Origin of the sequence: Mesorhizobium sp. LSJC269B00 (genome assembly GCF_000502815.1) — a bacterium.
Classification (GTDB): Bacteria; Pseudomonadota; Alphaproteobacteria; order Rhizobiales; family Rhizobiaceae; genus Mesorhizobium.
In genome coordinates this window covers 360,591-386,675 of record NZ_AYVN01000005.1, presented here as the reverse complement: position 1 = coordinate 386,675, position 26,085 = coordinate 360,591, and the positions used below count along the sequence as shown (strand labels likewise).

The following is a 26,085-nucleotide window of genomic DNA, read 5'->3' as shown; positions in this document are numbered from 1 at the left end:
TTGACGGCCTAGTTCCAGTTGCAACAATAAGCGGCCAAGGGGCCAGCGATGTCAATTTTGGGTAGTGGGGTCAGTTTGAACTTGTCGCTGCGCTTTTTGCCGGGCACGGTTCTTTTGTAGGCCGCGATGTTGATTGCAATGGAAGCAAGCGGCTGCAAGGTTGCTCAGATCGTCAGAGCCGCCGTCCATTCGAGCTTTCTTGTGTTCAATGGTGAAACGGGTCGAGCCGCTCTTCGTGAACTGGCGCTTGCAATAGCAACATTTCCCGCCTTGGCTCTTAGCCAAATGTCGGCGCACCCACGCACGATACTGAAGGTTTCTTAGATCCGTCATATCCCCCCGCAACAGGGAACTATGGCAGCGGCCAAACGTCAATCCGTCTCTTGTAAGGGACCGTGCACAGTCGACACCTCCCTATCGCCCCCGCCAAGCGCATCTAACGACCGCCTTTCCACGCAGGAGATCGAGGCACTATAGGCCGTTAGTTTCGCCTTCTGGATCGCGGCGATGTTGGAAATCCCCGAAGATCACTGCGAGCGCCATCGCCTGTTCGAGGCGATCGACGGTGCCTTCAAGACCGGCGATTTCGCGGGGCTCGGCGTGGCATTGCGGCACGCCCCGCTGGTTCGACGAGCACATGCCGTTCGAGATCGGCCTCGGGCACCCGCTGGAGTATGCGATCTATTGAAGCCCCGTCGGGTTCATCTTGACCTTGCTCGATGCCGGTCGAATCCGAATTATCCGGATCATGGCGGGTTTCCGGCAATCATTGCTGCTCTGTCCACCGACCGAACCGACAGACTGGAAATCGCCCAGGTGCTGGTCAACGGTGGCGCCGACCCCGACATGCGGGGCGTGAACGACTGGACGCCGCTTCACTATGCTGTGGCCATCCGCAGTGTCGATGCGATCCGCCTGCTTTTGGCGGTGGGTGCCGACCCGGCACTCGAAACCCGCATTGATGACTATACGACAGCCCTCAAGGAAGCCGACAATGCCGGCTTTGAGGACGGCGCTTCATTGTTGCGCGATGCGATGGCCGGGCGCGGCTCCGACGGACAGTGAGTTGGGCGCAATGAACCGTCGGGACAAGATTGGCCGGCTGGCCTTACGTCTCTTTCAGCCCCGCCTTGAAGCGCTTGCCGTTGGCGACGTAGTGCGCGGCCGAGGCGCGCAGCCTGGCGACCGCGGCGTCGTCCAGCGTCCTGATCACCCGCGCGGGCGAGCCGACGATCAGGCAATTGTCGGGGAACTCCTTGCCCTCGGTGACCAGCGCGCCCGCGCCGACCAGCGAGTTCTTGCCGATCCTGGCGCCGTTGAGCACGATGGCGCCCATGCCGATCAGGCTGTTGTCGCCGATCGTGCAGCCATGCAGCAAGGCGCGGTGGCCGATCGTGCAGCCCTGCCCGATCCTCAGGGGAAAACCGGGATCGGTGTGCATCACCGTGTGTTCCTGGACATTGCTGTCGGCGCCGATGACGATCGCCTCATTGTCGCCGCGGATGACCACGCCAAACCAGAAGCCGGCATTGCGACCGACGCTGATGTCGCCGATCAACGTCGCATCGGGCGCGATCCAGTTGCTGTCGGGATCCTCGAAACGGGGCGCTTTTCCGTCGATTGCATAGGTCGGCATTTGCAGTCTCCGATTCGTCGCAGGCCGGGACAAACCCTAGAACAATCCTAGGAAAACCGCGTAGCGGTTTCCCCCAGCAATTGCCTCAAGGCAAATACCGCGCCAGCGATTCCACCAAAAGCTGAAGCGCACCAGGAGAGCCAATGCCCCAGGAGGCAATGGCGATCAGCACGATGCCCAGCGTCAGCGCCCAGGCGATCACCGTGCAGCCGCAGGACATCAGCATCAGCGTCGAAATGCGGCCCTCGCGCCGCGCATCGAGCGCATCGTTGGCGAGCATGAACGGCCCGGCGCAAGCGGTCGCGGCCAGCGAGCGCAGGATGTACGCCGGCGACACATAAGGCTCGGCAAAGGCAAGCCGGCGGCCCGCCGCCAGTTCCATCACGGACCCGGTAAGCCCGCAGGCGGTGAGCCCGACGGCGAAAGCGAAGAGAACGGGCAGTAGCAGGCTCATCTTTACCTTCCGTTTACCATGAAATCGCACAGTCGCGTCCAGCGCAGCAAGAGCCATGCCGCGGCATGTGTGCCGCCCAGGGACAGAGGGCGGCGACTATGGGGATTGCGATGAAGCAGGCAGCGACCGCAGAAGAGTTCAACGTCGTCGATTCCGTGCTGATGAAGCGGGTGTTCTATGCTTTTGCCGCATTGGCGCTGCTGTCGCTGGCGATCAGCCTTGGCGGAAAATGGTTCGGCCGCTCGATCGCCATGGCCGGCTACACCGACGACACCACGGTCCACAGGGTAGTGATCGGCAACAATGTCATTGCCGTGCCGGCCAACGCCATCCGCTTCCTGCAGGCGCGGCGCGACGGCATCGCTTCGCGCCTCGACCTCTATCTGCGCTATCCCCAGATGGACGGCTACAGCGAAGCCGCCCGCGACGATTTCAACCACACGGGGGCCGCCAAAAACATCATCTTCCTGTCGTTTGAACCGCAGATGATGTCGCGCGACATGAGCGGCCGTTTCGCGCCGATCTATAGCGCGCTCATCAGCCAGCCCGGCGCGCCCGGCCCCGGCGGCACGACGATTTACGGTTTTACGGAAAAATCAGGCTATCTCAACGAGGTGCTTGCGGTCGCCGACCGGGCCGGCAAGGACCCGTTCGTCGTCCGCTGCCTGAGCGGACCGAGCGCTGAGGAATCGCTGGCGCCCTGCGAGCGCGACATCCAGGTCGGCGACAGCCTCAGCCTGACCTACCGCTTTCCCCGGGAGTTGCTGGGCAACTGGCCGGCGCTTGACGCCGCTATCGTCGCCGAGGCCACGCGCGTCTTAAAGACCGCACGGTAGCGGCCCTCTGCTTTTGTCATACATGGGCGCGAAGCCGCGCGGACCCGAGGATCCGTTCCATGCGCTTAAGGCAGCGAAGCGGTGCAGAATTACTGTTGGGAAGCAGCAGAGGCAGTTCTGGACCGCCACATTCCTGAGCCGAGGCCCGGAATGTATCCCAGGGTCTCAGCGACGCCGCTGTGCGGCTGCTTCTCCCCGGGATGACGATGGCGCAGCTGGCTGCCGCCAATCGCCGAAGTCCGTAGCCGTCTGGGCTCAGGCCAGATCGATGTCGAGGATCGCCATCGAGAAATTATAGTCGCCGTCGTCCTCGTCCTTGAAGACGATGCCGAGGAACTCGTCGCCGACATAGACCTCGGCCGAATCTTCCTTGCGCGGCCGCGCCTTCACCTCGAGTTTGGGATTCTGGAAGACGCGCTTGAAATAGGCGTCCAGCTTTCTGATTTCGTCCGGCTTCAAAAGTCTTCTCCGATCGTCGGGCTTGCTCGTTGGAACGCGCTTCTGGCACGTCGACAATGGCGATGTAAAGGCAAGCCGGCTGGATAGAACGCGAACCCTGGGGCCGGATGATTTCAGGTCGAATCCAAATCCGCCTCTAAATCAAGGAGGTAGAGCATGATGTCGTCCGAAAACCGCCTCACACTTTTCGGCATCATGCTTCAGAGGCAACGGCGCCGGCAACCGGACTTCAGTCCGGCGCGCCGGGTGTTGCAAATCAGATGTCGAAGCTGACGACCTGGTCCATCGATTGCGACGGCAAAAGCTGGTCCATCTGGCGCGAAGGCTGGTCGCAGCCGGTCTCGCCGACGACGCGGGCCGGTACGCCGGCAACCGTCTTGTTGTGCGGCACCGGCGACAGCACGACCGAGCCTGCCGCGATCTTCGAGCAATGGCCGATCTCGATATTGCCGAGAATCTTGGCGCCGGCGCCGATCAGCACGCCGTAACGGATCTTGGGGTGACGGTCGCCGCCGGCCTTGCCCGTGCCGCCCAGCGTCACGCCATGCAGGATCGACACATCGTCCTCTATCACCGCCGTCTCGCCCACGACAAGGCCGGTGGCGTGGTCGATGAAGATGCCCTTGCCGATGCGGGCGGCCGGGTTGATGTCTGTCTGGAACACCGAAGACGAGCGGCTCTGCAGATAGAGGGCGAAATCCTTGCGGCCCTGATTCCACAGCCAATGTGCCAGCCTGTGCGTCTGGATGGCATGGAAACCCTTGAAATAGAGCACCGGCATGATGAAGCGGTCGCAAGCCGGGTCGCGGTCGTAATAGGCCTGGATGTCGACACGCACGATCGACGACCATTCCTTGTCGTCGGCCAGCATCGACTTGAACGTCTGGCGGATGAGGTCGGAGCCGATGTCCTGATGCGCGAGCCGCTCGGCGAGCCGATGGATGACAGCTTCCTCCAGGCTCTCCTGGTTGAGGATGGTCGAATAGAGGAACGCCGCCAGAAGCGGGTCGCGGTTGACCGCTTCCATCGCCTCGTCGCGGACCGAACGCCAGATCGGATCGACCGGCTGGACCATTGTGGGGCGGGAAATGCTGATGCTGTTCATCGACGTCTTGTCCTGCGTCCTGGCCGCTTGCCTATTCTCCGGCGGCACATATAAGCCAGATCATAGCACGATTGAACTCAATTTTCCTTAGTGCTCGGTGAAATGGATTTGGTTCACGGAAATTCAAGCCGCCATGGAAAACGAACCCCTGATCGACGCTCCGCTGAAACGCGCGCTCTCCGCGCTCTATCAAGCTCCGGATCGCCACTATCACAACCTCGCCCATATCGAGGCGTTGCTGGCGCTGGCGGACCAATATCGAGCATCGCTGCATGATTCCGGCGCCGTCGAAGCCGCAATCTGGTTCCACGACGCCATCTATGACAGCCGCGCCAAGGACAACGAGGCAAGGAGTGCGGCACTTGCGCAGGACAAACTTGCCGCCCGCACCGATCCGGAGCGCCTCGGCCGCATCGCGGCGATGATCGTCGCCACTGCCACGCATGAACTGCCCAGCCTTCAACCACGGGGCCTTGCCGATGAGAACGCCCTCCGCGACGCAGCGCTTTTCCTCGACATGGACCTGGCGATACTGGGTGCGTCAGCCGACGCTTTCGACGCCTATGAACAAGCGGTCCGACGCGAATATGGCTGGGTCGAGGAGCCTATGTGGCGCGCCGGCCGCGGCGCGATTCTCAAGACTTTCCTCGCGCGCCAGCATATTTTTCACACGCAGGAATTCCGCCACAGGTTCGAGCCCCAGGCCAAGCAAAACCTGGCGCGGTCTCTAGAAACGCTCAAATCCTAATCCGGAAATGTCTCCATGCGCTGCGCATAGGCTTTGAAACCGGCGCGCCTGTAGACCGATTGCGCGGCCGGATGGTCGTATGTGTCGGTATGAAGCCAGACCCTTTGCGGCGCCCGCGACCAGATGGCGCGAAGCGCCTGGTCGAGCAGGAACGGGCCGAGCCTGCGACCCTGGAAGGCGGGAACCAGCCCGAAATGAACCAGCTCGACCTCAGGCTGGCCGACGCCGTTGAATTCGCACAGACCAGCGGCCTCGCCCTCGACGCGCAGCACATGGATATGTGTCGAGGGCAGCGCCAGCAGGCGCTCGAGGTCTTCCGCCGGCATGCGCAGCCGCTGGTCCCACTGCACCGGCTCGCCGACAGCGCGGTAGAGGTCGATGTAAGCGGCGCTGTCCAGCCTTTCCGGCGCCACCGTGGTCGCTGCTGCAGGGCTGACGCGTGCAGGCGCCAAATCGCGCGGGCGCATCTCCATGTAGGTGACGAGAAGATCAACCAAAGCGGCACCGCCTCCGGCTGCAAGCCAGACGAAGATCGATCACCTGAAGGCGCCAACGGACTTGGTCGCCGCCCAAACAAAGAACAGGCCGATCACCAACGACAGCCCGTTGAGGAGGATACCGACGATGCCGAGGACATGATTGTCGTTTGAACGTCCCAGTGCCATCAAGCCAAAAACCACGCCGGTGATGTGCGCCAGCGGCGCCGCAACGAGAAACACCACCAGAAAAACCCCACCGAGGACGTTTTGAGCGGCCAGCGACGCCTCGCCTGGCATCAACGCCAGCGTGACCACCGCCGCAACATCCATTGCGAACGCCAGCAGGGCCAGGATCACCGAGCGTTTGCCCAAGCTGCTCCGCCCCACCACGCCGGGCATTGCTATCGTGCTTCTTCCCCATCCGGCCATTACTCGTCCCCGATCAGGTGAAAGCGCCGATCGTCGATGCCATTGCCACAAGCAGCAGGAAGNGCAGGAAGCCAACCGCCAGGGAGCCGCCGTTGAGCAGGATGCCGACGACCCCAAGCACGCGGCTATCGTTCGAACGCACCAGCGCCATCAGCCCGAAAATCAATCCGGCAATATGCGCCAACGGCCCTGCCAGCAGGAAAACCGCCATGAAGAAAGCCGTGGCGATGTTCTGGGCACGCTCGGATGCGTGGGCCGGCAGCGCCACCATTGTGGTCAGCGCTATCACACCGGCACCGAAGGCGAGCAGCGCCAGGATGACGGAACGCTTGCCGAACATGCTTGTCACGACGGCGCCCGGCAGAGCGTCGGCGCTTCTTCCCCATTGAGCCATTGTTTGCCACCCCTCGCCGGCCGCCCAATCCATTTCGCCCGAAAAATCGCTTACCGGTTAAAGCGGATTTTCGGCATAAAACTCCAAAACCCGCTGCTTGAAGGTCTTGTCGCCCACAGCCAGCATATGGTCGCGGCCGTCTATGTGAAACACCTTGGCGTTCGGCATCAGCGCGGCGAGCTCGTCGGGCGAGCCGCCGATATCGTCTGTCGTCCCGACCGCAATCAGCGTCGGTTGGGCGATGCGCGTCATGTCGTGTTCGCTGAGCAGTTCGCGCGACGTGGCGATGCAGGCGGCCAGCGCGCGGCGGTCGCTGCGCGTCTGATCGGCAAAGGCGCGAAAGGAGCGGCCGCGCGGATGGCTGGTGGCGGCCGGATCGTCGGCCAGCAGCGCCTCGGCGATCGGGTCCCAGTCGCCGACGCCGTCGACCATGCCGATGCCGAGCCCGCCGAAGACCAGAGTCGCCACCTTGCCGGGATCCGACAGCGCCAGGAACGCCGCGATGCGCGCGCCCATCGAATAGCCCATGACATGCGCGCGGCCGATGCCGAGATGGTCGAGCAGGGCCGCCGCGTCCGAAGCCATTTTGGCTGGTGTGTAGTCGGCCTCGTCATAGCTTTTCGACGACGAGCCGTGGCCGCGATTGTCGAAGGCGATGGCGCGATAGCCGGCATCGTTCAGCGTCTTGAACCAGCCGGGCGATACCCAGTTGACATAGTGGCTGGAGGCAAAGCCGTGGATCATCAGCACCGGATCGCCATCGCCCGACGCCGGCTGGCGGTCGAGGAAGGCGAAGTCGAACCCGTCATGGGAGAAGAATTGCATCGGGAGCGGCTCAGCCGGCGCCGGGCGTGGGCGCGTTGCCCTTGTCCGATGGCGGCATGCCGGGGCCGGACACCGTGCCGACGGCCGGATGGCGCAGCAGATCGCCATAGTCGGTGCCGTTTTTGGCGGCGGTGCCGGCCTTGAGCTCCAGCACGAAGCGCACTGGCACACCCGGCGAGATGACTGCATCGGACAATGGAGTGCCGTGCTTGACGGCCCGGACCTTGCCGTCCTGTCCAACAAAGATCAGGTCGAGCGGCATCGGCGTGTTGTGCATCCAGAAGCCGACCTGCTTCTGCATCTCGAAGACGAACAGCATGCCATGATTGTCGGCCATATCCTGGCGATACATCAGGCCGGCCTCGCGTTCCGAGTCGGTGTCGGCGACTTCGATGGAAAAGGATTTATTGCCCCCTTTCGTCGCCACGACCAAGGGTGTCGGATCGACGGGAAGGATCATCGCCTGACCGCCGGCGATCGTCTGCTGGGATGCGGTCGGCTGCCCGGAATAGAAGTAAGCGCCTGCGGCTACCGCAACGATGACGCAGAGCGCGCCCGCTGTCAGCCAGTTCCTGTACGCCATTGGAAATCCTCGACCAAAGACCATGATCCCTAAAAGTGGTCTCAGGTATTCGGATAAGATCGTGGTGAAACCAAGAAAGAGCCGTCCTGATTTCCTCAGGAGGGCTCGCGTCCTAATGCGCGACCGGCAAGGTGCCCATATCGGGGTGAATCTCGGCAGCCATGAGGCCCTTGTCACCGCGTCCGAAACGCACCAGCACGACCTGTCCGGGCCTGAGCTCGGTGATGCCATAGCGGCGCAGCGTCTCCATATGGACGAAGATATCCTCGGTGCCCTCGCCGCGCGTCAGAAAGCCGAAACCCTTGGTGCGGTTGAACCACTTGACCAGCGCCCGCTCGAGCCCGCTTTCCGGCGTCACCGCCACATGGGTGCGCTGTTCCTGCATCTCAGCCGGATGGACCGCGGTGGTGGTGTCCATGGACAGCACCCGGAACGCCTGCAAACCACGGTCGCCATGCTTGACAAGGCACACGACACGCGCGCCCTCCAATGCCGTCTGAAAACCGTCCTTTCGAAGGCAGGTGACATGGAGGAGGATGTCGCCCGAAGAACCGTCATCGGGTAGTATGAAACCGTAGCCCTTGGCCACGTCGAACCATTTGATGGCGCCGGCGATTTCGACAAGGTCGGCGCTATCGCCGCCACTGTCGCGCTTCAGGGCGCCGTCAAGGTTCTCATCCCGCCTCGTGAAAGAGGCCTTATCCCCCATAAGAACGCCCCCTTTTTTCAAGAAAACCGCAAGTGATTCTTGACATTAGATTAACACCGCCGCTTCCGGGGTGTGCAAGACCTGCCGTGCCTTTTTTCACGGTTGAATACAGGAATAGCTGACTTGTTGTTTGCCGGCGTCGCTGCCGGCAGCAATGACGATCCATCAAGGCGGTCAACCGGTCGGCAATTTGCAAGGGATTTTGCCGAAATCGGCAACCACTTGTGTCCGGCGCTTTTGTCAGAGCAATCTGATTTTTCCAAAACCGGTGACCACTTTTCCAGTCCGATGCTCGTTGCCCTTGGGCGGGGTGGACCTTATGTTGCCTCGCAACCCAAACATCCCCGAGGAAATCCCATGCGCTACCTCCACACAATGGTCCGTGTCGCCGACGTCGATGTCTCGCTTGATTTCTACTGCAACAAGCTCGGCCTTAAGGAAGTGCGCCGCTACGAAAACGAGCAGGGCCGCTTCACGCTGATCTTCCTCGCCGCCTCCGAGGATGTAGAAAGCGGCATCACTGAGAAGGCGCCGCTGATCGAACTGACCTACAATTGGGATCCGGAGGAGTACAAGGGCGGCCGCAATTTCGGCCATCTCGCCTATGAGGTCGACGACATCTACGCCACCTGCCAGCATCTGATGGACAATGGCGTCATCATCAACCGGCCGCCGCGCGACGGCAACATGGCCTTCGTCAAGTCGCCGGACGGCATCTCCTTCGAACTGCTGCAGAAGGGCCCGGCCAAGCCCAAGGCCGAGCCGTGGGCATCGATGCCGAACACCGGCACCTGGTAGCGATCACGCCATCTTGAGCGAGGCGGCCGCGCCGACAAGCCGGCCGCCTTTGCCATTTCGACCAACGGCACCTATTTACCTGCCTGTCGCGCCAGCCAAGCAAAGCCAGTGCCTCATCCAGGAGAATTCGTTCATGCCGACCAGCCGTGCCGATGTCACCACCGCATATGCCAGCCGCTATTTGCAGCAGCTGTGCAAGCACTGGGCGCACAAATCTCCCGTCGAATTCGATCCGAACCACGGCACCATCGATCTGTCGCTCGGCCGCACGGTTCTCGATGCCGATGCGGCAGCGCTGCATATCACGGTGTCGACGGATGAAAGTGGATCGCTGGAGCGCATGGAGAGCGTCGTTGCCGATCACATCAAGCGCTTCGCCTTCCGCGAGGAGCTGACTTTCGAGTGGAAGCAGGCTCCGGCGACCTGATCTGCTGTCAGCCGCAACGCCGAACGCCGGAAGCTGGCCAGCCCCGGACAACGTTATGGCGTCACTTGGTTGCGACGCCATCTGAATTGTCGGAACGACGGATCGATCAGAACTTGTAGTTCAGGCCGATCTTGATCGTATGGGCGTCGATCTTCACCCTTGCGTCGTTGCCCTCGATATCTGTCAAACGGACCTTGCCGAAGTCGAAGTACTGGTATTCCAGCTTCGTGGTCCATTTGTCGGCGAAGGCCCATTCGACACCGCCACCGATCGTATAGCCGAAGCGGCCTCCGCTCCTCGATGCGCTGCTGTCCGGGTCGGGCACCCCGTCAAAATCGAAAGTATCGCCATAACTCAATTTGTAGTGAGTCGCCGCCGCGCCGCCCTTGTTGTTTAGCCGAGACTTAATTAGCATCGCGACCGCAATGCAGATCTAAGCGATTCAAAGCGAACGCGCCATCTGCAGCAGCGCCAGCACCGAGCGCCAGTTGCGCGCGGTGCCGGGCACTTTCAGCACGCGCGGGATCAGCCCGGCGAACACCGATTTGCCGAGCCCGTCCGGCGCCTTGAGGTAGAGCACGTCGTCCCTGACCTCGAAGCTTTCCGGGCCGGTGCATTTTTCGGCAAGCCTGGCGATCTCGTCCGCCGTCGGCTGGCGCTCCAGCGTGTAGGCGTGAAGCTTGGTCGGATCGCCGGCGACTTCCGGATAAGGATTCTCCTTCACCAACCGTTCGAACCAGGAGAGATCGCGCACCATGATGCGCGAGTGAAAGCCCCATTTTTTCTCGAACGCCATTTCGATCTGTTTCGCCAGCGTGGCGGCGTCGCCCTTCCTGGCCCGGAACACGACATTGCCGCTCTGTACATAGCTGGCGACGTCCGAGAAACCGAACTCTTCGAAAAACGCTCGCAACTCCGCCATCTTGACGATGCGGTTGCCGCCGACGTTGATGCCGGAAAACAGCGCGACGAAGACCACCCTTCGCTCTTCGAGCTTCGGGTGGCAGGCTGTACCGCTCATATGATGAACCCGGCCAGGGTCTCGTTGTCGGTGATGTCCTGATAGTGCACGCCCTCGGCCTCGAAATTCGCCCTCAGCAAATCGAAGTTTCGCCGGTCTTTGGTTTCGATGCCAATAAGCACAGAGCCGAAATTGCGCGCCGATTTCTTCAGATATTCGAAGCGCGCGATGTCGTCGTCGGGACCGAGCAGTTCGAGGAAGTCGCGCAGCGCGCCCGGCCGCTGCGGAAAGCGGATGATAAAATATTTCTTCAGCCCCTCGAAGCGCAGCGCCCGCTCCTTCACGTCGGGCAGCCGCTCGAAATCGAAATTGCCGCCCGACACCACCGCGACGATGGTCTTGCCGCGGATTTCCTTGCGCGAAAAATCCTTCAACGCGTCGATCGCCAAGGCACCGGCCGGCTCCAGCACCACACCTTCGATGTTGAGCATCTCGATCATGGTGGCGCAGAGCCGGTTCTCAGGGATCAGCCGCACCGCCTGAGCGGCGAACTCCTTGAGGTGGCGCAACGGCTCGCGGCCGATCTCGGCCACCGCCGCGCCGTCGACGAAATTGTCGACATTGGCGAGCCGGACGCGCTTGCCGCCGGCCAGGCTCTGATGCAGGCTCGGCGCACCGGCCGGTTCGCAAAAGACGTAGCGCGCGTCACGTTGCTGATCGGCGAAATAGTGCGTCACCCCCGCGGCCAGGCCACCGCCGCCGACCGGCAGCATGATGATGTCGGGCATGCGCGCGCCCGGCATCTGGCCGGCGATCTCATAGGCGACCGTCGCCTGCCCCTCGATAATGTCCTTGTGGTCGAAGGGCGGCACCATATGCGCGCCGGAACTTTCGGTGAATTCGAAGGCGGCGCGGTAGCAGTCGTCGAAGAAGTCGCCGACCAGCCTGATCTCGACGAAATCGCCGCCGAACAGCCGCGTCTTGTCGATCTTTTGCTGCGGCGTCGTCACCGGCATGAAGACCACGCCCTTCTTGCCGAAATGGCGGCAGACGAAGGCAAAGCCTTGCGCATGGTTGCCGGCCGAGGCGCAGACGAACAGCTCGGCCTCGTTGCCTGCGGCCAGCGCCTTGCGGAAAAAGTTGAAGGCGCCGCGGATCTTGTAGGAGCGCACCGGCGAAAGATCCTCGCGCTTCAACAGCACCCGAGCCCCCGTCTTCTTCGACAAATAGTCGTTTTCCTGCAGCGGCGTTTCGGGAAAGATCTCGCGGATCGCGGCTGCGGCGGTGGCGACACGGAAGGAGAAACTGTTCATGGCGCCGTCACCTCTGGATCGAATGGTTCGAAGGCGAAGCCTATTGCACAATTCGCCGTTTGCAGCCACCGATGCGGCGCGGCCGCTTTGGCGCGCCAGCAGGAAATCCACTGGAGCCATCCTCATGCCTGTTTCGGCTGTCGCCCTGAAGACCGTAGACCTTCCTGAATTCGGCGAGCCAACAGTGATGCCGCTAGTTCAGCGGCGGACCTACGAAGCGCGCATCGAGGCTCTGCTGGCGCGCGGCGCCGAGGCCGGGCTCGACGCCTTCGCCGTCTATGGCGACCGCGAGCACGCGGCCAATGTCGCCTATCTCAGTGGTTACGATCCGCGTTTCGAGGAGACGCTGCTGGTCATCGTTCCCGGCAGCCAGCCAAAGCTTCTCGTCGGCAATGAGGGTTGGGGCTATGCCGAAATCTGCGACGGGCCTTACGAGCGCGTCCTTTACCAGACCTTCTCGCTGCCGGCGCAGCCACGCGACCGCTCCGCCTCACTTGCCGACACTCTTGCCGCCTGCGGCCTGAAAGCCGGCCAGAAGATCGGCGCCATCGGCTGGAAGCCGTTCGGGCCCGGCGATGGCGGCGTTGGCGAGACGACGCTCGACCTGCCGTCCTTCATCGCCGATACGCTGCGCACACTGGCCGGCGACAGAGGCGCGGTGGTCAACGCCGCCAACCTGTTGATGAACCCATCCGACGGCCTACGCGCCATCAACGAGGCAGACCAATTGGCGTCCTTCGAATTCGCCGCGACCTTTTCCTCGCAGGGCCTGCGCAACGTGCTTGGGAATATTGAGCCCGGCATGAGCGAATTGCAGGCCGCGCGGCTGATGGGGATCAACGGCCTGCCCCTGTGCTGCCACCCGATGCTGTCCGCCGGCAGGCGTGCGCCCTACGGCTTGCCTAGCCCGCGCCTCGACATCATCAAGCGCGGCGATCCCGTCACCATGGCCTATGGCATCCAGGGCTCGCTCAACGCCCGCGCCGGCTTCCTGGTCGAGAGCGCGGCCGAACTGCCGCGCGAGATAAGCGACTATGTCGAACAGCTGGTAGCGCCCTATTTCGCCGCCGTCGTCGACTGGTACGAGACCATCGGCATAGGCGTTGCCGGCGGAGCGCTTTGGAAAGCCGTGCACGACCGCATAGGCGACCCGTTCTTCGGCGTCTCGCTCAATCCCGGCCATCTCGTCCATATCGACGAATGGATGCATTCGCCGGTGTTTTCCGGCTCGGACATCAAGCTGCAATCGGTCATGGCGCTGCAGGTCGACATCATTCCGGCGACCGGAACCAGCTATTTCACCACCAACATCGAAGACGGTATCGCGCTTGCCGATGAGTCCCTGCGCGAGGAGATCGCGGCCCGCTATCCCGAGGCATGGCGCCGCATCGAGGCGCGCCGCGCCTTCATGGGCGATGTGCTCGGCATCAGGCTCAAGCCCGAGGTATTGCCCTTCTCCAACATCCCTGCGTTCCTGCCGCCATTCTGGCTTTCGCGCAACAGTGCGATGACCGTGGCTCGACGCTGACCACATTTCGGCTGGACACGACTTACTTCTGCCGCACTCTCACTGTCCGGGAGGTGCCGCGGGGGTATATGGGCCTTTTGGCCGGAGTGGAATTTTTGACGTGCGTTTGAAGACGATTTGCATTCTTGCACTTGCCCTGTTGATCGCCGGCTGCGGCGGCCGCAAAACCGAGGAACTGCTCGGCAGCGCCGTCATGTCCACGCCGGTGACCGAAATCTCGGGCAATCACTCGATCTTCATTGCCACCACACGCAAGAAATCAGACGATCCCAACAAAGTTTTCGACGGCGAACGCTCGGCGACGCTGAACTACGCCCGCGTCACCGTCACCGTTCCCGGCGTCCACCAGACCGGCCAGATCGAGCGCCGCTCGCGCGGCAAGTCGAACGACCCGGCGAAATACTTCATGGCTTCCGAGGTCGTCGGCTACGATGCGCAGCCTCAATTCTCAAGCGCGCTCAACGCCGACATCGCCGCGCGCGGCGGCCGCGTCATGGTCTTCGTGCATGGCTACAACACCGGCTTCGACGACGCGGTCTACCGCCTGACCCAGATCGTCCACGATTCCGGCTATCCCGGCACGCCGGTGCTGTTTTCCTGGGCATCGGGCGCCAGAACCACCGACTATGTCTATGACAAGGAAAGCGCCAGCGCCGCCCGCGATCAGCTGGAGGTGACATTGCGCATGCTGCAGCAGTCCGGCGCGCGGCGCATCGACATCGTCGCCCACTCGCTCGGAACCTGGGTGACCATGGAAACGCTGCGCCAGATGGCCATCACCGGCGACCGCGATCTCGGCGGCAAGCTCGGCGATGTCGTGCTGGCCTCTCCCGACATCGACGTCGACGTCTTCAAGAGCCAGATGCGCCGCTACGGCAAGCCGGACAAGCCGTTCATCCTGCTGCTCTCCGACGACGACCGGGCGCTGCGGCTCTCAGGCCTGATCGCCGGCTCGCGGCCACGCGTCGGCGACTACAAGGATGCCGCCGACCTCGCCGCTTATGGCGTCACCGTGGTCGACCTCTCCAAGGTCAGGGGAGGCGACAGCTTCAACCACACCAAATTCGCCGACAATCCCGAACTGGTGAAGATGATCGGCCAGCGGCTGCGCGAGGATGACGGCTTTGCCAGCGACCAGACGGTGACCGACCGTATCAGCGCGCTCGGACAATAAGGCTGTCGCCTTGCGGCGACCGTCGCTGCGTGAGGTCGCGAATGCCGCTCGGCCCGATCACTTTCAACTGGACCGGGCCGGTCTCTGCCTCTACGACATTGAAATCGGCGCCAATGCGCCAGCGGGAGCCCGCGTGAACGAGCGTTGGAAGACTGTCCTGGTCCTTGCGTTCGCGCTCGCTGCCGCCGGCTGCGTCGGCCCGAACACCCATGACCTGTTGAACGAGACGACGGTTTCGGTGCCTGCCTCCGACATCGCGGCCACCCACGAAATCTTCGTCGCCACCACCCGCAAGCAGGCGACCAAGGACCCACGCCAGGTGTTCGATGGCGATCGCTCGCTGACCACCAGCTACGCCCGCGTCGACGTCACCGTGCCGAAGGTCCACCAGGTCGGCGCCATCGAGCGCGCCAAGGGCTCGGCAAATTCGAACCCGGCCAAGCAATTCACCGCCACCGACGTCGTCCACTATGGCGACGCCTCGCAATTCGCCAAGGCCGTCGGCGCCAACATCGCCATGAATGGCGACCGCGCGCTGGTCTTCGTCCACGGCTTCAACAACGGCTTCGACGATGGGGTCTACCGGCTGACGCAGATCGCCCACGACACCGAATATCCGGGTACGCCGATCTTGTTTTCGTGGGCTTCGAGCGGCAAGACCACGGGCTATATCTACGACAAGGACAGCGCCAACGCCGCGCGCGACGACCTCGAGGCGACGCTCAGGATGCTCGCCAAGACAAAGGTCAAGAGCATCGACATCATCGCGCATTCGATGGGAACCTGGGTGACGATGGAAGCGCTGCGCCAGCTCGCCATCACCGGCGACCGCGATCTCGACGGCAAGCTCGGCCGTGTCGTCCTGGCATCGCCCGATATCGATGTCGACGTCTTCAAGAAGCAGATGATCCGCTACGGCAAGCCCGACAGGCCGTTCGTCATCCTGCTTTCCGCCGACGACCGTGCTCTGAGACTGTCCAGCCTGCTATCCGGCGACAAGCCGCGCGTCGGCGACTACGGCAACGCCGCCGACATTGCCAGTTACGGCGTCGTTGTGGCCGACCTCAGCCAGATCAAGGGCGGCGACCGCCTGAACCACGCCAAATTCGCCGACAACCCGTTCCTGGTGCAATTGCTCGGCGACCGTCTGCGCGCTCCAGCCGGCCTGGCATCGGACGAACCCACGCAGGGCCAGATCGACAATCTCGGCCGAGGCCTCGGCAAGGCAGTCGGATCCGTCGCCGAGATCATCATCACCACGCCATTCAAGGTGCTGACCATCGCCACCGGCGGATGAGAGCCAAGCACCGGGGCTGATCTCAGATAAACAAACCGACGTTCCGGAACGTCGTCACGTCGATCAGGCCGACATCGGAAATCCTGAGCTCCGGAATGACGACCAGCGCCAGCAGCGAGTGCTGCATGTAGGCGTTGTTGAGCGAGCAGCCCATCTTGCGCATCGCCTCGGTCAGTTTCTCCGCCTTGGCCGCCACGATTTCCGCCCGCTCGTCCGACATCAGCCCGGCGATCGGCATTTCGACCAGCGCAAGCTCCTTGCCCTTCGAAAACAGCACCACGCCCCCGCCGACCTCGCCCAGCCGGTTGACGGCCAGGGCCATGTCTTCCTTGTTGGTGCCGACGCAGATGATGTGGTGGGCATCATGTGCGACGCTCGACGCCATGGCGCAGTCGCCCATATAGCCGAAGCCTGAGACGAAGGCATTGGTGACGCCGCCGGTGCCGCGGTGGCGCTCGACCAGCGCGATCTGGCAGATGTCGTTGCGGCGGTCCATGGCGACCAGCCCGTCCTCGACCGGCAGGTCGGCCTCCAGCGCCCGCGTCGGCGCCTGGTTTTCGATCACGCCGATGACCCGCACCCGCACCTCGTTGGCGCCCTTGGGCGCCGCAATGTCGAAGTCGCCTGGCTTCAGCTTCTTGCCGAGCTTGACGGTGTTCTTCGCCGATTTGGGGTAATCATAGGCCGGAATGTCGATCTCGAGCTTGCCGCCCTTGGCCAGCCTGACGCCGCGGCCATAGACCTCGTCGATGGTCATGGCGGCGAGATCGGAGACGATCAGCAGATCGGCCAGCCGTCCCGGCGCGATCGAGCCGATCTCGCGCTCCAGCTTGAAATGCTGGGCGGTATTCAGCGTCGCCATCTGGATCGCCGTCACCGGCTTCAATCCCTGTTGGATGGCGTGGCGCACCACCCGGTCCATATGGCCTTCATGCACCAGCGTGCCGGAATGGCTGTCGTCGGTGCACAGGATGAAGTTGCGCGGGTCGAGCCCGCTCTCGGTCACCGCCTTGATCTGCGAGGCAACATCGTACCAGGCCGAGCCCAGCCGCAGCATTGCCTTCATGCCCTGGCGCACGCGGGCGATCGCGTCCTCGGCGCGCGTGCCTTCATGGTCGTCCTCCGGCCCGCCGGCGACATAGCCATGGAACGGCAGGCCGAGATCGCGCGACGCATAGTGGCCGCCGACCGTCTTGCCGGCCTTGATCGTTGCGGCGATCTCGCCCGACATCACCGGATCGTTGGCCACGACACCGGGAAAATTCATCACTTCGCCGAGCCCGATTATGTTTTCCCAGGTCATCGCCTCGGTGACATCGGCGACCGTCAGTTCGGCCCCGGCATGCTCCAGACCCGGCGCGGACGGCACGCAGGACGGCATCTGGACATGGATGTTGATCGGCATGGCGACGGCCTCGTCATGCATCAGCCGCACGCCGGGCAGACCCAGCACATTGGCGATCTCGTGCGGATCGATGAACATGGAGGTGGTGCCGTGCGGGATGACGGCGCGGCAGAACTCGGTCACCGTCACCATGCCGCTCTCGACATGCATATGCGCGTCGCACAGGCCGGGCACGAGATAGCGGCCGCCGGCATCGACCACCTTGGTGCCCTGGCCGATGGCATGGCTGGCATTCGGCCCGCAATAGGCGAAGCGGCCGCCTGAGATTGCGATGTCGGTGCCGGCTATGATTTCGCCGGAATGCACGTTCACCCAGCGGCCGTTTCGGATGACGAGGTCGGCCGGCTTGCGCCCCGTTGCGACGTCGACCAGATGCGTCGCCATCTCGGTCCAGGGCTTGGGTTTCGTCGCCGACGGCTGCTTGGCCATGAAAGACTCCTGTTTGCCCGACTGTGCCAAGCCGGCAAGGTTTTGGCCAGCGATCACGGACGAAATCCGTCGATGAGAATTCGCCCGGGGCGGATGCGCCGCACCTGCTCACCCCCGAGGGCAGGCATCAGCGGTGCGGTCATTCAGTTTGGCTTGTGCCGCCACTTATGCTACCATTCTGGCTATGGTGCTGATTTGCGCCGACGACCCGCCGCGAGGCGGGTTTTTGTTGTGATGAGCCCGAAACCTCCTGAGGTGAAGTCATGATCCGGTTCCTGAAAGCACTCGCCTTCGTCACCCTGTTCCTGATCTCGGCCGGCTTTGTATCCGCCGAGGAACGTTGGCAGACCTTGCCGGAGCCGGCGGCGATGCCCAAACCGGATCAGAGCGGGTATGCGCCGGTCAACGGCATCCAGATGTACTATGCCGTTTTCGGCGCCGGTGATCCGATTCTCCTGATCCATGGCGGCCTGGCCATGGCGACATCTGGGCAAGCCAGGTGGCGACGATGTCCAAGACGCACAAGGTGATCATTGCCGACAGCCGCGGCCATGGCCGTTCTACCCGCACCGAGCAAGCTTACGGCTATGACCTCATGGCGTCGGACTATCTTGCGCTGCTCGACTATCTCAAGATCGACAAGACCGCTCTTGTCGGCTGGAGCGACGGGGGCATTATCGGCATCGACATCGCGCTGCATCATCCGGAGCGGCTGACACGGCTCTTTGCGCAGGCCGCCAACGTCACCACCGATGGCGTCGATCCGGGTGTGCTGACCAACAAGACCTTTGCCGCCTATATCGACCGCTCGGGCCGCGACTACAAGAAACTGTCGAAGACTCCCGACCAGTACGATGCCTTCGTGGCGCAGATCAGCCACATGTGGGAGTCGGAGCCGGCCTGGACCAAGGAACAGCTCGGCAAGATAACCACGCCGACCGCGATCGTTGCCGGCGACCATGACGAGGCGATCAAGCGCGAACACACCGAATACATGGCCTCCGTCATTCCGGGCGCCAAGCTCATCATCCTGCCCCAACGCCAGTCATTTCGCCATGCTGCAGGCGCCGGACGAATATAGCCATGCGGCGCTGGACTTCATTGACGCCAAATAGCGCCCCCAGCTAGAGCACCCAGCACAGCAACGGGTACATTCCGATTGTTGAACAATGGGTTCCGTTTTGCGGCGAATAGGATTACCTTCCGGCAAGGCGCCTTCTGAACCGCCTTTTCGGAGAACTCGATGCGCTGTCTGACCATTGCCAGTGCCGGATTTCTGATTGCTCTGGCCGCGCCGGCATTCGCCGCCGACCCGATGGCGGTGCCGATGACCGAACCAGGCTTCGACTGGACCGGCTACTATGCCGGCCTGCAGGCCGGCTACGGCTGGGGCCGGTCCGACATATCAGTGACGGAAGGCGCGCCGTTTTCCATCTCGCCCGACATTGACGGCGGTTTCGTCGGCGGCCATGTCGCCGGCCTGTGGCAGTTCGATCAGGCGGTGCTCGGCGCCGAGGCGGAGCTCAATTATTCCGCCGTCGACGGTACGGCGGTATCAGGCCTTGGAAGCACATTCCGCACGGACATCAAGTGGTTCGGATCTGTAAACGCCAAAGCGGGCTTCGCCATGGACCGCGTGCTGGTCTACGGCGTCGGCGGCGTCGCCTTTGCCGGCATCGAAACTTCGCAAGTCGCGGGCGCGTCGTTCGCCGGCACACGCACGAATGTCGGCTGGACCTTGGGCGCCGGCGTTGACTATGCGCTGACCGACAAATTCATCGTCGGCGCGCAATATCGCTATTATGATTTCGGCTCCGAGCACTATGACGTGGCGGAACCCTTCAACGATCGCGATCAGGATGTGAAACTGAACGCGGTTGGTATCAATCTCAGCTACAAATTCTGAGCGTTCTCGGCGACTGAGATTTTCGCCACAACCAATTGTTTTGAAATCGCGAAACACCTTTCATGAGTCCGACACTCGGCAAAAGATGGCTTCACGGGTTTTCGCTGGCGTCTGAAAAGGGCAGGCCTGCGGACGGAATTGGTAGACGCAAGGGACTTAAAATTTGCCGTCAACTGGAGCAAGGGATGGCGTGGGTTAGGGTTGTTGAACGTATCGGTTACGGAGTTTGCCCAAAGTGCGGAAATCCCGGCTTCGACCTTGAAGCGGGCGAAGATATCCATGACGAGAGAGCCAAGATAAGGTGCGGCAAATGCGAATACATTTGCTCTGCCAACGAGTGGCCGACGGTGTCCGAAATCAAACCGGAAACACCATAATTTAGATTTCCTACGGCTGGTCAGTACTGCTGCTTTTCGGCCATTTCATTTTCGATGGCCACGCGCTGAACCACCTCGGGGGACACATGCATGATGGTGATATCGAAAGCCCGATAAGCCTCATCTGGCGTAATGCCGCGTTCGATTTCCGCCTCCGTCATGCCATCCTTCAGTTGCTCGTTGCGCAGTTTGGTCAGGATTGATCCAAGCCCATGGTGATGGCGGAAACTCGGCGCGATATATTCGCCTGAGGGCGTCCAGCCGCCGAAGTGCATCGCAAGATGCACATCGTGGAGTTCCTCCGGATCGGACGCGCTAATCCTGACTAGCTCTTTGATGAGGTCCTCAATTGCAGCTTTGGTCATGTATGCGGTTACGCCCATGGCATCCAATCGCAGCGCCAAGCTGAGCGGTCCGGCTGAGATCTTTTTCGCTGGTTTTTTAGATGGTCGCCTAACCATGTTTAAAATTGCCTCCGTACCGTGATGCGATCCTATGGGAAGCATGGTGCCGGCGGCGGGACTTGAACCCGCATGGCCGAGGCCTCCGGATTTTAAGTCCGGTGTATACCAATTTCACCACGCCCGTAGTGCCTGCACATGTACCCGTGGTGTGGGATTTTGCAAAGAGCGAGGGAGCATGCTCGAAGCATGGTGCGGGCGGCGGGACTTGAACCCGCATGGCCGAAGCCTCCGGATTTTAAGTCCGGTGTGTATACCAATTTCACCACGCCCGCAGTGCCCGCACATGTACCCGTGGTGTGGGATTTTGCAAAGAGCGAGGGAGCATGCTCGCACACTTGATTGCGTGGGAAATATCGTGGGATTTCCCTCAAATGTGGGAGAAAACCAGACTCACCATCAGCTCGACGTCCTGGTTTTCAGGCTATTGAGCGAGAAACACGCAGAAAAAGAGACTTTAAATCCCTCGATCTCTGATCGTACGGGTTCGATTCCCGTCGTCCGCACCAGTTGAAATGCTTAGGATCGTTCCGTACGAACTCACTGGCTACCATAGAACAGGCTGACGCGGGTAGCCGCAGGGGCAGCCGGGATACAAAGCCGGGAACTGCCTTGCTGGATTTTCAAGACTTCGTCGCTCATAGGGAAGCTCTGCTAAATGAGCAGTTGAGGCCGAGATGCAGGAAAAGCCTAGCTAGACTTCAAGACACCTGCGGTCGGGGAAACAGGGGCCCGCTTTCACACCTCACGAACAACCAACTAAGGATGGTCGGGCGGCGTTGGCAAAAGCACTGTCAGCCTTCATCAATTCGGCCGGTCGTGTTTTGGTGTTCGGTATTGGCTGCCGTAAGAACAGTGACGGGGCTGACTGCGCAACTGCGCTGAGCCAATCCCGAACTGGAAAGTAGCCCCTTCGGTCGTAAGCTCGGCAGTTGGGGATCTACTGCATCCGAAAAACGACGGTCCGTGTCGCTGGATTTGCATCGAATGCCGACCAAAACGCCGAGTTCATAGTCATCGACGTGCCACGGTCGGAACGTCGACCACATCGCAGCGATCAAAAGCAATATTACAAGCGTGCTGGTAGCTCTTCATACGCTATGGAGCATGTCGACATCGAGGATGCCTTCCGAAGTACCGGAACTTACAATGAAGGCCGACATGAGAAATACCCGTCGTCCGGCCTTGACGGTCATTATGAGATCAGGATGTGGCCGCAGAACGGGAGCCGGCTGGGGCCGCAGCGGCCTCAACCCGGTGGGCATGCTCCGTCGCGATTTTAAGAAGAGTTGCAGCCGTTTCCTGTGGCGTCCAACCTTGCGCTTCTGACGCAGTCACCAAGGCCGCAAACGCGGCTTCTAATGCGACTTCACAGTTCACCTCACGGTCTGGGCTATCCTCTGGCAATATCGGGGGTTCGACGGATTGGGACATGGTGACTTCTTTCAAAGGGGAAAGCCCGCCGCCCCAGCCTTTTGCCACTCAAACATTTCAGCAAAGGATCATTCCAGCTATCAGCAGCGTGATTAGAACTGACAACGGCACGGCCAGAAGACCGACCAACTCAACATTTCTTGTGTTTTGTCGCTTGTCCATCTTCGTCGCCCGCATATCGTTGGCTTTGGCATCTTGCCGTCAACGTGCAGCTGTTGGAACCAACCACAAGTGCCGCTGATCGGAGATTCAGTCGGTGCTGCATATTAGCAACACATTGTGGAACGATCGGGCGGCATCAGCCAATTGCTTTTGAATGCCCTTGCACTTGCTTCGTACGATTCCGTACAGTTTCCCCCATTGGGGGAGGCGGCCGATGGACCATGACGAGGAAGGCTACAGCATTGACGCCTTCGATTTCGAAGTGGTGTGCGAGACCTTCAGGAGATCCGTTCGGGAGCTGAACCTGGCTGAAGAGCATTGGGTAGACCACGCGAAGGCGCTCCTACGGGAATTCACCGACAGCGCACCTGACGACGACATGATTAGCCGGATCGTCGGGCGCTAGTGGCCTATACAGCCCTAGTTGGTTAGAATCGTACCCCGGTCCTGCCACGGAAACCTTTTCCAAGGTTTGCCGCGTCATAGAGGCATCACAGAAGCTCTCGGAACAGATTGCCCAGCGCGGAGGCCTATTAACGAAAAAGCTCGCCACCTTGAGGCAAGGGGCATCGCCAATGCCCTCAGAGAGCCCTGCCTGGACGTGTGGCGTCCTGTCCGGCCCTCGCGATTGATTTCGTCGGCAAGCTTGTCTTTGGCCTCGTGACAGGTCTTGAAGTTGGCATCGGGATCGCAATCGCCGGCTGCCAAGGATGCCGGGCCGCTGGCCGACCTATCAGTCAGGCGTCCGAAGCCAGAGCGTTATAAAGCAGCAAACACGCCAGGATAGAAACGGCGCTGCCTAGCAGCTGGTCTGCCGTCAGGCCGGAAAAATAGACAAGATGAAACGTCACCATCGCTCTACCAATCACGGTTCGGAACACTGCCGAATTAACCGTTAGCCGACGCTAATGTTCCGCTCTGGACTCACTACCGCTTTGGAAGAATCCTGCCGCAGCGATCAGCGCCCCGCCCGACCTTGATCTCAACGTCGGTGCCACAAGGCTTTCCTTTCGTTCGCATGGTTCGCAGAGATTAGCACGATCGCATACTCTCATCTCATCCGGCGTCGTCTCCCTCACAAAGCAGCGCCGGTAAGGCTCGGCGACCTTCTTGTTTGTCCCGTGTGCCAAAGGAGGTCGCCGGGCCTGCCGTTGCTCATCTTTGCTGGTGGTTGCTCCTGATGGCTGCGCTTGGCGCCGTCGCCCTACTGCTATCTGCGGGGTAAGGCCGGCGAGCCCTCTTGTCAGGCAGTGGCGGCAGCCGAAGCGCTGCACAAGAGCATCGTCGGGCCGCTCCTGGCGTACTGCGGTGAGCACTACCAAGCTCTACGTAAGGTCCATGGACCCCTGTTGAAGTCGATCGAGACCATCACCGGCCAGAGGGCGAAGTTCATCCAGTGGAACGGGACAGGACCGGCACAGCCCCGGGACAAGCCTCCGGGCTAAGTCTCCTCCCGGAAATCCAGCAGCTTGGCATGGCGAAGCTTCTCCTCGCCCTTCAGGAACCGCACGCGGCCGACCAGGCCCGGCTTTAGCCATTCGGCCTTGTCACTTTTGAGCCCTTTCGGCGCCGGCCCGCCAATCTTGCCTTGCACGCGGTCCCATAGGCGCTGGCGCTTGTCCGCCTTGAAGGTGACGAAGGCGCCGCCGGCATAGTGGCCTTTGTCGGCCATCAGCACCATGGCAGGCTTGCCGGGCTCGCGCTGCACGCCGATGATGTCCATCTCCTTTTCGGCATAGCACTTGATCTTGCGCCAGTTCGTCGTCGGACCCGACCGATACTTGCTGCCCTTCCGCTTTGAAACGATACCTTCAAGCCCAGCCTGGTCGACCAGGTAAAAGACGGCGTCGCCAGTGCCCGGCATCGCTTCGCTGAACTGAATTCGGCCGCCGTCCGGGATCAACGCCCGGAGTATCTCGCGACGGTCTTCCACCGGCGTGTTCCGCAAGTCATGCCCGTTCAGGTGCAAGAGGTCGAATGCTAGCAGATACAGATCGCGCGACGGCTTGCGGCTGGTCGCGGCTAATTGATGCGCATGGAAGTCGGATAGGCCAGCCTCATTGATCGTAATGGTCTCGCCGTCGATGATGAAGTCTTTCGCCTCGATCGCTTCCGCCTCACCGGCAAGTTGGATGTAGCGGCCCGTCCAATCATAACCGTTCTTGGTGATCAGCCGAATCCCTTCATCATCCTTGATGACCTGGGTGCGGTAGCCATCGAATTTGATCTCATGAATCCAATCATCGCCCATCGGCGGCGTGTCGACCAGTTCGGGTTCCATGGGCTTGATGAATTTCAGACGCATGCACTGACTCTCAGAACTGCGACTTCAATTAGCAATTGCTAAATTAGTTCCGGAACATTTTAGACGAATTGGATGTTTGAAGGGCTATGAAGATCGAAGCCGACCAATGCCGGGCAGCGCTGACGCTCATCCGGCGCACAATGGAAGAGCACTGTCCGCCTGGCGTGCTGCCGAGCGAAGAGATGGTCAATGGGCTCTATGGTCCGGAACTAATCCATGAGGCGGAAGCCATTGCCGCCGGCATCGTCGCAACCATTGACCAGCTGCAATTGCCCGTGATGAAACCGCCGTCCCCTAGTATCAAATAGAGACCGACACAGGGAAGGTCGCTTGGCCGCGCGATCGTGGGCTCGCAACGACCGGCGAGGCGATGCCGGCCTCACCAAGGGTTACAGCCCCTCGACCAGCAGCGAAGGCGGTTCGCGGCAGTGCAACGCCCGAAGTGTTTCGAGACGACGATGTCCACCGAGCGTAGCCAGCGCGCGTTGTGCTGCACAAGGACCGAGGCAGCGGCACGGCCGCCCGGGCTACTCCAAAGGCGGCTCTTCGCTCTGTGGAGCCAAAACGGTGATATCCATCCTGGCGATTGTCGATGCGGCGCGCCCCTGGGCGCCAGAATCCATGTCGCCACTTTCTGCCGCCATTGCCTTGGCGCGATGTCCTACGCTGTCTGCGCTTTTGCCTGGCGCAAATCCTTCGCCCGGTTCTGTCTTTGCGGGTTTCGGTCGAGTTTCAGCTGCCTGCCGATGTTGGTTTCCAATCGCCGAGACCATTGATACCTCCCCTTGATGAGGCCGCGACTGTACCTGTCAAGGCTGTAGCGAGGCTGATCACTTAAGTGGTCGGGTTGCGCCCGCTCGTAGTGGCCCTCCGATCACTGGGCGCTCGATGCCTTGGCGCTCGCGGACGTCTGGTCGGGTGGGAAGTTCAAACTCAGCCGCCCTTTGCGGCACCGGTTTCGCCCGACAACTAGGAACGATTTCGGCCGCCATGTGTTACGCAATCATGAATCTCGCGGATCCCGGATCAACAATGGCAACCGATCTTTTCACGATGCAACTCGCTGATGCTCAGCAGCGCATCAAACAGACCGAGTTCGCGCTGGTACTCAGCGAGAAAATGGTGGCTGAGAACCTCGCTTTATCCAGCAGGATACGATCGGCGAGGCGGCGTGTCCTGAAGGCCGGAAGGCCTCTGGCGACAGTCGACTCAACAAGCTGAAAGAGTTCTTCAAATGATCTCGACCCAGTCGGGACGTGGGAGAGCTTGCCGGTAACCTTAGCGGTAATCGGCCGAGTCGCAGCAGGAAGCGCGCCGAAAACTTGCTCGACGAAGACTGCGGCGTCGCTATGAACGCTACGGCTCAGTTGAGGCAGCACTTCGAAATCACGGCTATTGACCTGCTGAGCTATCAGTTTCCCTCGATCTCTAATCGTATGGGTTCTCCGCAC

27 protein-coding genes, 1 tRNA gene and 1 pseudogene are annotated in these 26,085 nt (G+C 61.4%); 13 read left to right on the top strand and 16 right to left on the bottom strand.

Annotated features, from left to right (window positions below):
* Positions 1 to 507 precede the first annotated feature (507 nt).
* Positions 508 to 1,065 (top strand): ankyrin repeat domain-containing protein, encoded by a 558-nt coding sequence (locus X771_RS01000000165040; protein ID WP_245262623.1) that lies wholly within the window; start codon positions 508 to 510, stop codon positions 1,063 to 1,065.
* Positions 1,066 to 1,108: 43 nt separating this feature from the next.
* Here X771_RS01000000165040 and X771_RS149930 read toward each other — a convergent pair whose 3' ends face one another.
* Both X771_RS149930 and X771_RS149935 read right to left on the bottom strand, forming a co-directional pair.
* Positions 1,109 to 1,636, bottom strand: coding sequence for a gamma carbonic anhydrase family protein (locus tag X771_RS149930; protein WP_023688372.1), 528 nt, complete (start codon positions 1,634 to 1,636; stop codon positions 1,109 to 1,111).
* Between the two features lie 85 nt (positions 1,637 to 1,721).
* The gene (locus X771_RS149935) at positions 1,722 to 2,090 is read right to left on the bottom strand and encodes a hypothetical protein (RefSeq protein ID WP_023667504.1); all 369 of its coding nucleotides are present in this window, start codon (positions 2,088 to 2,090) and stop codon (positions 1,722 to 1,724) included.
* Positions 2,091 to 2,200: 110 nt separating this feature from the next.
* On the opposite strand from X771_RS149935, the gene X771_RS149940 reads away from it, so the two are divergent.
* Complete coding sequence (locus tag X771_RS149940) at positions 2,201 to 2,926, top strand: hypothetical protein (protein WP_023688371.1); 726 nt, start codon at positions 2,201 to 2,203, stop codon at positions 2,924 to 2,926.
* A 255-nt stretch (positions 2,927 to 3,181) separates the two neighbouring features.
* On the opposite strand, the gene X771_RS149945 is transcribed toward X771_RS149940, so the two are convergent.
* Both X771_RS149945 and cysE read right to left on the bottom strand, forming a co-directional pair.
* The gene (locus X771_RS149945; RefSeq protein WP_006200852.1) at positions 3,182 to 3,385 is read right to left on the bottom strand and encodes a DUF3126 family protein; all 204 of its coding nucleotides are present in this window, start codon (positions 3,383 to 3,385) and stop codon (positions 3,182 to 3,184) included.
* A 256-nt stretch (positions 3,386 to 3,641) separates the two neighbouring features.
* The gene (gene cysE / locus X771_RS149950) at positions 3,642 to 4,490 is read right to left on the bottom strand and encodes a serine O-acetyltransferase (protein ID WP_023667506.1); all 849 of its coding nucleotides are present in this window, start codon (positions 4,488 to 4,490) and stop codon (positions 3,642 to 3,644) included.
* 133 nt (positions 4,491 to 4,623) lie between these two features.
* Between cysE and X771_RS149955 the strand changes: the two genes are divergently transcribed.
* A complete protein-coding gene (locus tag X771_RS149955) occupies positions 4,624 to 5,238 on the top strand; it encodes a hypothetical protein (protein ID WP_023688370.1) in 615 nt (204 codons plus the stop codon).
* Here X771_RS149955 and X771_RS149960 read toward each other — a convergent pair.
* The 5 genes from X771_RS149960 to X771_RS0134085 all read right to left on the bottom strand — a co-directional run bounded on the left by X771_RS149960 (position 5,235) and on the right by X771_RS0134085 (position 8,657).
* The gene (locus X771_RS149960; protein WP_023688369.1) at positions 5,235 to 5,735 is read right to left on the bottom strand and encodes a GNAT family N-acetyltransferase; all 501 of its coding nucleotides are present in this window, start codon (positions 5,733 to 5,735) and stop codon (positions 5,235 to 5,237) included. The two genes, X771_RS149955 and X771_RS149960, sit on opposite strands and share 4 nt — an antisense overlap.
* Before the next feature lie 39 nt (positions 5,736 to 5,774).
* A complete protein-coding gene (locus X771_RS149965; RefSeq protein ID WP_023688368.1) occupies positions 5,775 to 6,089 on the bottom strand; it encodes a hypothetical protein in 315 nt (104 codons plus the stop codon).
* Between the two features lie 508 nt (positions 6,090 to 6,597).
* Entirely contained in the window at positions 6,598 to 7,365 is a 768-nt protein-coding gene (locus tag X771_RS149975) for an alpha/beta hydrolase (protein ID WP_023688366.1), read from the bottom strand.
* A 10-nt stretch (positions 7,366 to 7,375) separates the two neighbouring features.
* The gene (locus X771_RS149980; protein ID WP_023688365.1) at positions 7,376 to 7,948 is read right to left on the bottom strand and encodes a DUF192 domain-containing protein; all 573 of its coding nucleotides are present in this window, start codon (positions 7,946 to 7,948) and stop codon (positions 7,376 to 7,378) included.
* A gap of 112 nt (positions 7,949 to 8,060) precedes the next feature.
* Complete coding sequence (locus tag X771_RS0134085) at positions 8,061 to 8,657, bottom strand: cold-shock protein (RefSeq protein ID WP_031201193.1); 597 nt, start codon at positions 8,655 to 8,657, stop codon at positions 8,061 to 8,063.
* A gap of 357 nt (positions 8,658 to 9,014) precedes the next feature.
* Between X771_RS0134085 and X771_RS149985 the strand changes: the two genes are divergently transcribed.
* Positions 9,015 to 9,455, top strand: coding sequence for a VOC family protein (locus tag X771_RS149985; RefSeq protein WP_023667513.1), 441 nt, complete (start codon positions 9,015 to 9,017; stop codon positions 9,453 to 9,455).
* 133 nt (positions 9,456 to 9,588) lie between these two features.
* A complete protein-coding gene (locus tag X771_RS149990; RefSeq protein WP_023688364.1) occupies positions 9,589 to 9,882 on the top strand; it encodes a DUF2218 domain-containing protein in 294 nt (97 codons plus the stop codon).
* Positions 9,883 to 9,988: 106 nt separating this feature from the next.
* On the opposite strand, the gene X771_RS149995 is transcribed toward X771_RS149990, so the two are convergent.
* The 3 genes from X771_RS149995 to ilvA are packed head-to-tail and all read right to left on the bottom strand — an operon-like array spanning position 9,989 to position 12,156.
* A complete protein-coding gene (locus X771_RS149995; RefSeq protein ID WP_081731510.1) occupies positions 9,989 to 10,297 on the bottom strand; it encodes an outer membrane beta-barrel protein in 309 nt (102 codons plus the stop codon).
* 27 nt (positions 10,298 to 10,324) lie between these two features.
* Positions 10,325 to 10,903 (bottom strand): DUF1697 domain-containing protein, encoded by a 579-nt coding sequence (locus tag X771_RS150000; RefSeq protein WP_023688362.1) that lies wholly within the window; start codon positions 10,901 to 10,903, stop codon positions 10,325 to 10,327.
* On the bottom strand, positions 10,900 to 12,156 hold the full coding sequence (gene ilvA / locus X771_RS150005) for a threonine ammonia-lyase IlvA (protein WP_023688361.1): 1,257 nt from the start codon (positions 12,154 to 12,156) through the stop codon (positions 10,900 to 10,902). Before ilvA ends, X771_RS150000 begins: the two co-directional genes overlap by 4 nt.
* A 124-nt stretch (positions 12,157 to 12,280) precedes the next feature.
* On the opposite strand from ilvA, the gene X771_RS150010 reads away from it, so the two are divergent.
* From X771_RS150010 to X771_RS150020, 3 genes are all read left to right on the top strand, one after another.
* Positions 12,281 to 13,684, top strand: a complete 1,404-nt coding sequence (locus tag X771_RS150010) for an aminopeptidase P family N-terminal domain-containing protein (protein WP_031202709.1) — start codon at positions 12,281 to 12,283, stop codon at positions 13,682 to 13,684.
* 100 nt (positions 13,685 to 13,784) lie between these two features.
* Positions 13,785 to 14,858 carry an alpha/beta hydrolase gene (locus X771_RS150015; RefSeq protein WP_023688359.1) on the top strand — a complete coding sequence of 358 codons (1,074 nt, stop codon included), beginning with the start codon at positions 13,785 to 13,787 and terminating at the stop codon, positions 14,856 to 14,858.
* A gap of 133 nt (positions 14,859 to 14,991) precedes the next feature.
* Positions 14,992 to 16,155 carry an alpha/beta hydrolase gene (locus tag X771_RS150020; RefSeq protein ID WP_031202707.1) on the top strand — a complete coding sequence of 388 codons (1,164 nt, stop codon included), beginning with the start codon at positions 14,992 to 14,994 and terminating at the stop codon, positions 16,153 to 16,155.
* A 22-nt stretch (positions 16,156 to 16,177) separates the two neighbouring features.
* Here the strand turns inward: X771_RS150020 and ade are convergent, their stop codons facing one another.
* Positions 16,178 to 17,989, bottom strand: a complete 1,812-nt coding sequence (gene ade, locus X771_RS150025) for an adenine deaminase (protein ID WP_023688357.1) — start codon at positions 17,987 to 17,989, stop codon at positions 16,178 to 16,180.
* 263 nt (positions 17,990 to 18,252) lie between these two features.
* Here ade and X771_RS01000000165035 point away from each other — a divergent pair.
* Together X771_RS01000000165035 and X771_RS150030 are read left to right on the top strand one after the other, a co-directional pair.
* A pseudogene (locus X771_RS01000000165035) lies at positions 18,253 to 19,104 on the top strand (alpha/beta hydrolase).
* Positions 19,105 to 19,232: 128 nt separating this feature from the next.
* Entirely contained in the window at positions 19,233 to 19,895 is a 663-nt protein-coding gene (locus tag X771_RS150030; RefSeq protein ID WP_023688356.1) for an outer membrane protein, read from the top strand.
* 397 nt (positions 19,896 to 20,292) lie between these two features.
* Here X771_RS150030 and X771_RS150035 read toward each other — a convergent pair whose 3' ends face one another.
* Complete coding sequence (locus X771_RS150035; protein ID WP_198025830.1) at positions 20,293 to 20,676, bottom strand: hypothetical protein; 384 nt, start codon at positions 20,674 to 20,676, stop codon at positions 20,293 to 20,295.
* A gap of 247 nt (positions 20,677 to 20,923) precedes the next feature.
* Positions 20,924 to 21,008: transfer RNA gene (locus X771_RS150045), tRNA-Leu, on the bottom strand.
* A gap of 1,535 nt (positions 21,009 to 22,543) precedes the next feature.
* On the opposite strand from X771_RS150045, the gene X771_RS150050 reads away from it, so the two are divergent.
* Positions 22,544 to 22,735 carry a hypothetical protein gene (locus X771_RS150050; RefSeq protein ID WP_023688354.1) on the top strand — a complete coding sequence of 64 codons (192 nt, stop codon included), beginning with the start codon at positions 22,544 to 22,546 and terminating at the stop codon, positions 22,733 to 22,735.
* A 1,035-nt stretch (positions 22,736 to 23,770) separates the two neighbouring features.
* On the opposite strand, the gene X771_RS150060 is transcribed toward X771_RS150050, so the two are convergent.
* Positions 23,771 to 24,634: an ATP-dependent DNA ligase gene (locus X771_RS150060; RefSeq protein ID WP_023688351.1), complete on the bottom strand. Its 864-nt coding sequence runs from the start codon at positions 24,632 to 24,634 to the stop codon at positions 23,771 to 23,773.
* 86 nt (positions 24,635 to 24,720) lie between these two features.
* Between X771_RS150060 and X771_RS150065 the strand changes: the two genes are divergently transcribed.
* Positions 24,721 to 24,942, top strand: a complete 222-nt coding sequence (locus X771_RS150065) for a hypothetical protein (protein ID WP_023681532.1) — start codon at positions 24,721 to 24,723, stop codon at positions 24,940 to 24,942.
* 724 nt (positions 24,943 to 25,666) lie between these two features.
* On the top strand, positions 25,667 to 25,855 hold the full coding sequence (locus X771_RS1000000168160) for a hypothetical protein (protein WP_023688348.1): 189 nt from the start codon (positions 25,667 to 25,669) through the stop codon (positions 25,853 to 25,855).
* Positions 25,856 to 26,085: the final 230 nt, after the last annotated feature.